Here is a 7,267-nt window from a genome sequence, read left to right as displayed (position 1 = left end):
GGGCCGCTCCGGGCGCGGGGGTCGCTGTTCAGTGCCAGCTGCCCGGCATCGGGCCCGGCGCCTGCGGTTTCTTCAGCGATTCGAGCAGCCGGAAGGGCAGGCCCAGCACCGGGTTCAGCACCGGCGAGGCCTTGATCCGGGCCTTGGTCTGTTCGAACTGCATCACATTCTCGATGCGGCGGTCGAGGAAGGCCCAGGTCTCCTCGCTGCCGTCGCTGGTATCGCCCAGCCAGAAGAGCACGGTCGCCGAATGCACCGCCGAGAGAATCGCGCGTTTGGAATACCAATTGCCGTCCTCGGAGGTGTCGCCCAGCGTGTTCCAGACCGCATCGGCGGTGTTCCAGACGGCGCGGGCGGCTTCGGGGGCGTTCTGCGGCAGGGCCAGGAGCGTGGCGGCGCGGCGCACCGCCTCGCGGTCGGCCTGTTCCAGCCGCAGCCGCAGGGCCAGGGCCACTTTCTCGCGGAATTTCAGGGCGCTCAGGTCGCGATTGGCCAGCGCCTCCTGCATCTTGCGGTCGCCCTGGCGGTGATAGGCCAGCGCCAGATCGAGCCCGGCGCGGGGATAGAGCGCCTTGGCCAGCGCCGGGTCGATGCCGGTCTCGGCGGCGGCGGCGGCGAGCGTCGCCTCGGACCAGCCGTCAAAGGGGACATGGGCGAGCGCGGCCTCCAGCAGGCGGTCGGCGGCGGAGATTTGGCTGTCGGTCATCGCGGGGCCTCGCGGTTCAGGGCGCTCCTTGCATGTAGGATGCGGGGCGCCGGTGGCCAAGCCCGAAGCGACAGGGCGGCGGCCCGGGGCGCGGAAACGCCGCAGCGAAACCGGCTGATTCCGCGGTTTCCGGCCGCAAAACACCCCGCCGGGGCGTGGACAAGCCGCCCGGGCTTTGCTATGGGGGCGCTTCCTGCACTTATGTCACTTTAGCTTAGAAAGGTGGTGAAAACCACATGCAGGTATCGGTTCGCGACAACAACGTCGAACAGGCACTTCGGGCGCTGAAGAAAAAACTCCAGCGCGAGGGCGTGTTTCGGGAAATGAAGCTCAAGCAGCATTTCGAGAAACCCTCCGTGAAGAAGGCCCGTGAACAGGCCGAGGCGATCCGCCGTGCGCGCAAACTCGCGCGCAAGAAGGCGCAGCGTGAAGGTCTGGTCTGAACCTTTCGCCCTTTCGGGGGCGTGACGGAAAAGACCCCCGGTCCCCCGCGGTCCGGGGGTTTCTTTTTGCGCGGCGGAGGCGGCATGCGGATACTGGTCATCGGCGCGCATCACGGTCTGGGGGCGGTGGTCCTGCGCCGGGCGCGCGCGGCAGGACATGACGCCGCGCCGTTTGAGGGCGATCTCTTCGCGGGCGAGGCGCTGGCCCGCGCGGTGGCGGGGCAGGAGGCGGTAGTCTCGACCCTCGGACCACGGCGCGATTCGCCGGCGGATCTGTGCGCGCGGGGCGCCGGGCGGATCATCGCGGCGATGCGCGCGGCGGGCGTGCGGCGGCTGATCAGCGTCAGCGGCGCGATGGTGGCCGAGGAGGTGCGGCTGGGCCTGATCTATCGCCTGATCCGGGCGCAGGTGCCCGGCGCCATCCTGGCCGACATGCGGCGGGCCGAGGCGTTGGTCAGGGACTCGGGCCTCGACTGGACGCTGGTGCGGCCGGTGCGGCTGACCGACGGCAAGGGGCGCGGGTACTGGCGGGCTGATCCCGGCGCCAGGGTCGGCGGGCTGGCGCGGATCGCCCGGGAGGATGTGGCGCAGGCGATGATCGCCGCGCTGGGCGATCCCGCGACCCACGGCCAGGCATTGCTCTTGCAGCGCTAGAGGTCCAGCGCCGTGGTCTTCACCACGGTCCTCAGCGAGAACGAGCTTTGCATCTTCGCCACCCCCGGCAGTCGGGCGAGGTATTGGCGGTGGATGCGGGCGAAATCCTCGGTATCCTCGGCCACCAGTTTCAAGAGGTAATCGGCGCTGCCCGCCATCAGGTGGCATTCCAGCACGTCGGGAATGCGGGCGACGGCTTTTTCGAACCCGTCCAGCACCTCGTCCGACTGCCCGTTGAGCGTGATCTCGACAAAGACGGTCGTCGGCTTGCCGATCCGCCTGGGGTCGACCAGCGCTACATAGCCCGCGATGAAGCCCTCGGTTTCCAGCCGCTGCACCCTTCGGTGGCAGGCCGAGGGCGAGAGGGCGACGCGTTCGGACAGGTCGGCGTTCGAGATCCGGCCCTCGTGCTGCAGGACCTTGAGGATGCGGCGGTCGGTGGGGTCTAGCTGCATTGCAGCGCAACTTTCATCGGGGTCTGGGGCGGGGCTTTCGAAGAATCTTGCGTCTTATCGCGCGGCCTGGCTGTCGAAATCAAGCAACCGCGGCGGAATCTGGGTAATTCTTCCAAGAGCAGAGCGCAGGAGGGTATCATGCTGATCGGTTGTCCCCGGGAGATCAAGCCACAGGAATTCCGCGTCGGGATCACCCCCGCCGCCGCGCATGAGGCCGTCGCCGCGGGCCATCAGGTCATCATCGAGACCGGCGCCGGGCTGGGTGCGGGCTTCACCGATGCCGATTACCGCGCGGCGGGGGCAGCGATCGTCGAGACCGCGGCCGAGATCTTCGCCAAGGCCGAGCTGGTGGTCAAGGTGAAGGAACCGCAGGCGGTCGAGCGCAGGCAGCTGCGCGCGGGGCAGGTGCTGTTCACCTATCTGCATCTGGCGCCCGATCCCGAACAGACGGCGGATCTGCTGGCCTCGGGCGTCACCGCCATCGCCTATGAGACGGTGACGGACCGCTGGGGCGGGCTGCCCCTGCTGGCGCCGATGTCCGAGGTGGCGGGGAAGCTGGCGCCGCAGGTCGGCGCCTGGTCGCTGCAGAAGGCCAATGGCGGGCGCGGCGTGCTGATCGGCGGCGTGCCGGGGGTGCTGCCGGCCAAGGTCGTGGTGATCGGCGGCGGCGTGGTCGGCACGCATGCGGCGCGGGTTGCCGCCGGAATGGGGGCGGATGTGACGGTGCTGGACCGCTCGCTGCCGAGGATGCGGGCGCTGGACGACCTCTATGGCGGGCAGTTCAAGACCGGCTATGCCAGCGCCGAGCTGACCGCGCGGCTGGTGGCCGAGGCCGATATGGTGATCGGTGCGGTGCTGATCCCCGGGGCGGCGGCGCCGAAGCTGGTGACGCGGGCGCAACTGGCGACGATGAAGCCGGGCGCGGTGCTGGTCGATGTGGCGATTGATCAGGGCGGGTGTTTCGAGACCTCGCGCCCCACCACCCATGCCGACCCGATCTATGAGGTGGACGGCATCCTGCATTATTGCGTAGCCAATATGCCGGGGGCGGTGGCGCGGACCTCGACCCAGGCGTTGGGCAATGCGACCATGCCCTTCATGCTGGCGCTGGCCAACAAGGGCTGGCGGCTGGCCTGCGCCGAGGACGAGCATCTGCTGAACGGGCTGAACACCCATGCCGGGCATCTGACCTATGACGCGGTCGGCAGGGCGTTGGGTCTGCCGGTGATGGCCGCGCGCGAGGCGCTGAGGGTCTAGGCCCCGATCAGGCCGAGGGCGAGTTCCAGCGCGATCAGCACCAGACCCAGCGCCGCGACGAACAGCCAGTAGGCCGAAGCCAGCGCCTGCACCTCGTCCAGATCCTCGATCCCGGGATGGCCGAGGCGCCCCAGCAGGCGCCGCGCGCGGGCATCCTGCCCCGCACGGTCGCGGGCCATGGCGGCGCTGTCGCCCCGGTGGACCAGCGACCAGACGAAGAGTTGCAGCGCATAGAGCGTCAGCGCCAGCGGCAGGAAACGCGGGCGGCCCCAGACGGGCGGCATCAGGCGCAGCCCGGACCCGGCCAGCCCCGCCAGCAGCGCCGCCATGCCCAGAGCGTAACCGATGATGCCGAGCATCCGCCCCTCCCCGTTCCTGCGCTGCAGCATGGCGGCAGGCGGCGGGAAAGACCACCCCGGTTCGAGCCCGCGGCAGCGCGCCGATCACGTCGCCCGGAGGCGCCCCCACATCGCTTGACACGCGGACGGGCGCGGGCCAGAAACCCCTCGCAGCAAAGCGAGGAACGAGCATGGCCGCCACCGCCGAAAAAAAGGACGGGATCTGGGAGACGGTCAAGACCGTTTTCTGGGCGCTGGTCATCGCCGGGGTCTTCCGCACCCTGTTCTTCCAGCCGTTCTGGATCCCCTCGGGCTCGATGAAAGAGACGCTGCTGATCGGCGATTTCCTCTTCGTCAACAAATGGGCCTATGGCTATTCGCGCTATTCCTGCCCCTTCGCGCTGTGCCCGATCACCGGCCGGATCTTCGCCTCGGACCCCGAGCGCGGCGATATCGTCGTCTTCCGTCACCCGGTCTCGGGCGATGACCTGATCAAGCGGCTGATCGGCCTGCCCGGCGACCGCATCCAGGTGCGCGAGGGTGTGCTCTACATCAATGACGAGGCCGTCCAGCTGGAAGACGCCGGTGATTTCGCCGAAACCTACGAGCGTCAGGGTTCGGCCGGGCAATACCCGCGCTGCGAGAATGCGCCGGTGGGGCAGGGCGGCGATTGCCTGAAGGGCCGCCAGATCGAGACGCTGCCGAATGGCGTGAGCCATTACATCCTCAACATCGAGGATAACGGTTTCGCCGACAACACGCCGGTCTTCACCGTGCCGGAAGGCCATTTCTTCTTCATGGGCGACAACCGCGACAATTCGGTCGACAGCCGCTTCCCGCAGGCGACCGGCGGCGTCGGTTTCGTGCCCTTCGAGAACCTGATCGGCCGGGCCGACCGGGTGATGTTCTCCTCGGCCGGGACCTCCATGCTGGCCTTCTGGACCTGGCGCCCCGACCGCTTCTTCCACTCGCTGCGCCTCGACTGACGGCGCGGCGCCAGCCCCCGCTCCCGGCCGGGCCGGGGGTGGGCGCGGCTTGACTCGGCCTGCCCCCAGGCCCAGAAGGCGGCCGTTGCCAAGGGGCTTGGCGAAGGAACAGGCGGGGACAGGCAGCGCCGTGGCCAGCACCAAGACGCATCGCAGGCACGATTGGGCCGAGAGCCTGCGCACCCTCGCGGTGGCGTTGCTGATGGCGGTGGCGGTGCGGACCTTCCTGATCCAGCCCTTCTGGATCCCCTCCGGCTCGATGAAAGAGACGCTGCTGGTCGGCGATTTCCTCTTCGTCAACAAATTCGCCTATGGCTGGTCGCGCTGGTCCTGCCCCTGGGGCCTCTGCCCGATCGAGGGCAGGCTCTGGGGGGCGCTGCCCGAGAGGGGCGATATCGTCGTCTTCCGCCATCCCGTCACCGGCGAGGATTACGTCAAGCGCCTGATCGGCCTGCCGGGCGACCGGGTGCGGATGCGGGGCGGCCATCTGCAGCTGAACGGCCAGCCCGTCGACCTGCGCCCCGATGGCCAGTTCTCCGAGCCCTATCTGCCGCAGGGCAGCGCCCAGAGCCTGCCGCGTTGTTCGAACCGGCCGCGACCCGGGGCCGAGTGCACCGTCGACCGGTCGGTCGAGACGCTGCCCAGCGGCGTTTCCTACCCGGTGCTGAACATCACCGATGTCGCGCGCGGGGATACGACGCAGGAGGTCGTGGTGCCCGCGGGCCATGTCTTCGTCCTTGGTGACAACCGCGACAACTCGCTCGACTCGCGCTTTGCGCAGGCGCAGGGTGGGGTCGGCTTCGTGCCGCTCGAAAACCTGATCGGCCGCGCCGACCGGGTTCTGTTTTCCTCAGCGGGATCGTCGCTCTGGGCCTTCTGGACCTGGCGCGGCGACCGCTTCTTGCATGCAGTACACTGATGGCCAAGGGACTTACGCTTTCCGCCGAGATGATCGCCTTCGCCGGGCGGCTGGGACACGACTTCCAGCGGCCCGAGCTTCTGATCCGGGCGCTCACCCATGCCTCGGCCGGCTCTCCGGTCCGGCCGCATAACCAGCGGCTGGAATTCCTGGGCGACCGCGTGCTGGGCCTGGTGATGGCCGAGGCGCTGTTTTCCGCCGACCGCAAGGCGACCGAGGGCCAGCTGGCGCCCCGCTTCAACGCGCTGGTGCGCAAGGAAACCTGCGCCGACGTGGCGCGGACCATCGACCTGGGCGCGGTCCTCAGGCTCGGCCGGTCCGAGATGATCTCGGGCGGGCGGCGGAAAGAGGCGCTTCTGGGCGACGCGATGGAGGCGGTGCTGGCCGCGGTCTATCTGGACGCCGGGCTCGAGGCCGCGCGCGCCGTGATCCTGCGCCATTGGGCGCAGCGCATCGACCAGGTCGACGCCGACGCCCGCGACGCCAAGACCGCGCTGCAGGAATGGGCGCAGGGCCGGGGCGAGGCGCCCCCCGCCTATGTCGAGATCGCCCGCGAGGGCCCACCCCACGCTCCGGTCTTCACCATCGAGGTCCGCACCGCAGGCGGGCTCAGCGCCCGGGCCGAGGCCGGGTCGAAACGCGCCGCCGAACAGGCCGCGGCCAAGACGCTGCTCGATCAGGTCAGCGCCCCGTGAGCCTGCCCGACAACCGCAAGGGCGCGCTTTTCATGACGCTGGCCATGGCGGCTTTCGCCGTCGAGGACAGTTTCCTCAAGGCCGCGACCGTCTGGGTTCCCCCCGCCACCGCCATGATGGGCTTCGGCGCGCTGGGCATGCTGGTCTTCGCCGTGATCGCCCGGCTCAGGGGCGAGGCGGCGCTGCCCCGTATCACCAAGGGCTTGGCGATCCGCTCGGGGTTCGAGATCGGCGGGCGGCTCTTCTATTCGTTGGCGCTGGCCTTCGCCGGGCTCGGCGCCACCTCGGCCATCCTGCAGGCGACACCCTTGGTGGTCATCGCCGGGGCGGTCTGGGTCTTCGGCGAAAAGGTCGGCTGGCGGCGCTGGACGGCGATCGGTGTGGGCTTTCTGGGCGTGCTGCTGGTGCTGCGCCCCACCGGTGAGGCCCTGCAACCCGCCGCGCTCTTCGCGCTCCTCGGCATGGCGGGCTTTGCCGGCCGGGATCTGGCGACCCGCGCCGCGCCGCTGACCGTGACCAACGCGCAGCTGGGGGTGCTGGGGCTGGGCATGCTGTTCCTGGCGGGGCTGGTGGTGCAGCTGGTGACGTTGAGCCCCCTCGCGGTGCCGCCGCCTGCGGCTATGGGCGCGATCCTCGGCGCCACGATCTTCGGCTGCATCGCCTATGCCGCGCTGACCGTGGCGATGCGCACGGGCGAGGTCTCGGTCGTTACCCCCTTCCGCTACACGCGGCTGGTCTTCGCCCTGATCCTCGCCGTGGCGATCTTCGGCGAGCGCCCGGACCTGCCGATGCTGTTGGGCTCGGCGCTGATCGT

10 protein-coding genes are annotated in these 7,267 nt (G+C 69.6%); 7 read left to right on the top strand and 3 right to left on the bottom strand.

The features are described from left to right. Nucleotides 1–28: 28 nt before the first annotated feature. Nucleotides 29–706, bottom strand: a complete 678-nt coding sequence (locus VDQ18_RS22080) for a COQ9 family protein (protein ID WP_323023022.1) — start codon at nucleotides 704–706, stop codon at nucleotides 29–31. A 236-nt stretch (nucleotides 707–942) separates the two neighbouring features. Here VDQ18_RS22080 and rpsU point away from each other — a divergent pair, with 236 nt between their 5' ends. Next, nucleotides 943–1,149: a 30S ribosomal protein S21 gene (rpsU, locus tag VDQ18_RS22075; RefSeq protein ID WP_107752320.1), complete on the top strand. Its 207-nt coding sequence runs from the start codon at nucleotides 943–945 to the stop codon at nucleotides 1,147–1,149. Between the two features lie 84 nt (nucleotides 1,150–1,233). Then, entirely contained in the window at nucleotides 1,234–1,803 is a 570-nt protein-coding gene (locus VDQ18_RS22070) for an NAD(P)-dependent oxidoreductase (protein WP_323023021.1), read from the top strand. Here VDQ18_RS22070 and VDQ18_RS22065 read toward each other — a convergent pair. Then, the gene (locus VDQ18_RS22065) at nucleotides 1,800–2,258 is read right to left on the bottom strand and encodes an Lrp/AsnC family transcriptional regulator (protein ID WP_107752318.1); all 459 of its coding nucleotides are present in this window, start codon (nucleotides 2,256–2,258) and stop codon (nucleotides 1,800–1,802) included. The genes VDQ18_RS22070 and VDQ18_RS22065 overlap by 4 nt on opposite strands. A gap of 138 nt (nucleotides 2,259–2,396) precedes the next feature. Between VDQ18_RS22065 and ald the strand changes: the two genes are divergently transcribed. Further along, nucleotides 2,397–3,515, top strand: a complete 1,119-nt coding sequence (gene ald / locus VDQ18_RS22060) for an alanine dehydrogenase (RefSeq protein WP_323023020.1) — start codon at nucleotides 2,397–2,399, stop codon at nucleotides 3,513–3,515. Here the strand turns inward: ald and VDQ18_RS22055 are convergent. After that, on the bottom strand, nucleotides 3,512–3,874 hold the full coding sequence (locus tag VDQ18_RS22055) for a hypothetical protein (protein WP_323023019.1): 363 nt from the start codon (nucleotides 3,872–3,874) through the stop codon (nucleotides 3,512–3,514). The genes ald and VDQ18_RS22055 overlap by 4 nt on opposite strands. Before the next feature lie 170 nt (nucleotides 3,875–4,044). Here VDQ18_RS22055 and lepB (VDQ18_RS22050) point away from each other — a divergent pair, with 170 nt between their 5' ends. The 4 genes from lepB (VDQ18_RS22050) to VDQ18_RS22035 all read left to right on the top strand — a co-directional run. Next, complete coding sequence (gene lepB / locus VDQ18_RS22050; RefSeq protein ID WP_323023018.1) at nucleotides 4,045–4,839, top strand: signal peptidase I; 795 nt, start codon at nucleotides 4,045–4,047, stop codon at nucleotides 4,837–4,839. 202 nt (nucleotides 4,840–5,041) lie between these two features. After that, on the top strand, nucleotides 5,042–5,758 hold the full coding sequence (gene lepB, locus VDQ18_RS22045; RefSeq protein WP_323023023.1) for a signal peptidase I: 717 nt from the start codon (nucleotides 5,042–5,044) through the stop codon (nucleotides 5,756–5,758). Then, nucleotides 5,758–6,453, top strand: a complete 696-nt coding sequence (rnc, locus tag VDQ18_RS22040; RefSeq protein ID WP_323023017.1) for a ribonuclease III — start codon at nucleotides 5,758–5,760, stop codon at nucleotides 6,451–6,453. The genes lepB (VDQ18_RS22045) and rnc overlap by 1 nt, the downstream gene beginning before the upstream one ends. Further along, on the top strand, nucleotides 6,450–7,267 hold an 818-nt coding region (locus VDQ18_RS22035), incomplete at its 3' end, for a DMT family transporter (RefSeq protein WP_323023016.1). The genes rnc and VDQ18_RS22035, both read left to right, overlap by 4 nt.

The organism is Pararhodobacter sp., assembly GCF_034676075.1.
Lineage (GTDB): Bacteria > Pseudomonadota > Alphaproteobacteria > Rhodobacterales > Rhodobacteraceae > Pararhodobacter.
Note: the sequence above shows the minus strand (reverse complement) of the source record. Positions and strands in the feature narration are given on the sequence as shown.

Excerpts from the sequence above, each read along its gene's own strand:
- VDQ18_RS22080 (WP_323023022.1), bottom strand. The coding sequence starts at position 706 with ATGACCGACAGCCAAATCTCCGCCGCCGACCGCCTGCTGGAGGCCGCG.
- rpsU (WP_107752320.1), top strand. The coding sequence starts at position 943 with ATGCAGGTATCGGTTCGCGACAACAACGTCGAACAGGCACTTCGGGCG.
- VDQ18_RS22070 (WP_323023021.1), top strand. The coding sequence starts at position 1,234 with ATGCGGATACTGGTCATCGGCGCGCATCACGGTCTGGGGGCGGTGGTC.
- VDQ18_RS22065 (WP_107752318.1), bottom strand. The coding sequence starts at position 2,258 with ATGCAGCTAGACCCCACCGACCGCCGCATCCTCAAGGTCCTGCAGCAC.
- ald (WP_323023020.1), top strand. The coding sequence starts at position 2,397 with ATGCTGATCGGTTGTCCCCGGGAGATCAAGCCACAGGAATTCCGCGTC.
- VDQ18_RS22055 (WP_323023019.1), bottom strand. The coding sequence starts at position 3,874 with ATGCTCGGCATCATCGGTTACGCTCTGGGCATGGCGGCGCTGCTGGCG.
- lepB (WP_323023018.1), top strand. The coding sequence starts at position 4,045 with ATGGCCGCCACCGCCGAAAAAAAGGACGGGATCTGGGAGACGGTCAAG.
- lepB (WP_323023023.1), top strand. The coding sequence starts at position 5,042 with ATGGCGGTGGCGGTGCGGACCTTCCTGATCCAGCCCTTCTGGATCCCC.
- rnc (WP_323023017.1), top strand. The coding sequence starts at position 5,758 with ATGGCCAAGGGACTTACGCTTTCCGCCGAGATGATCGCCTTCGCCGGG.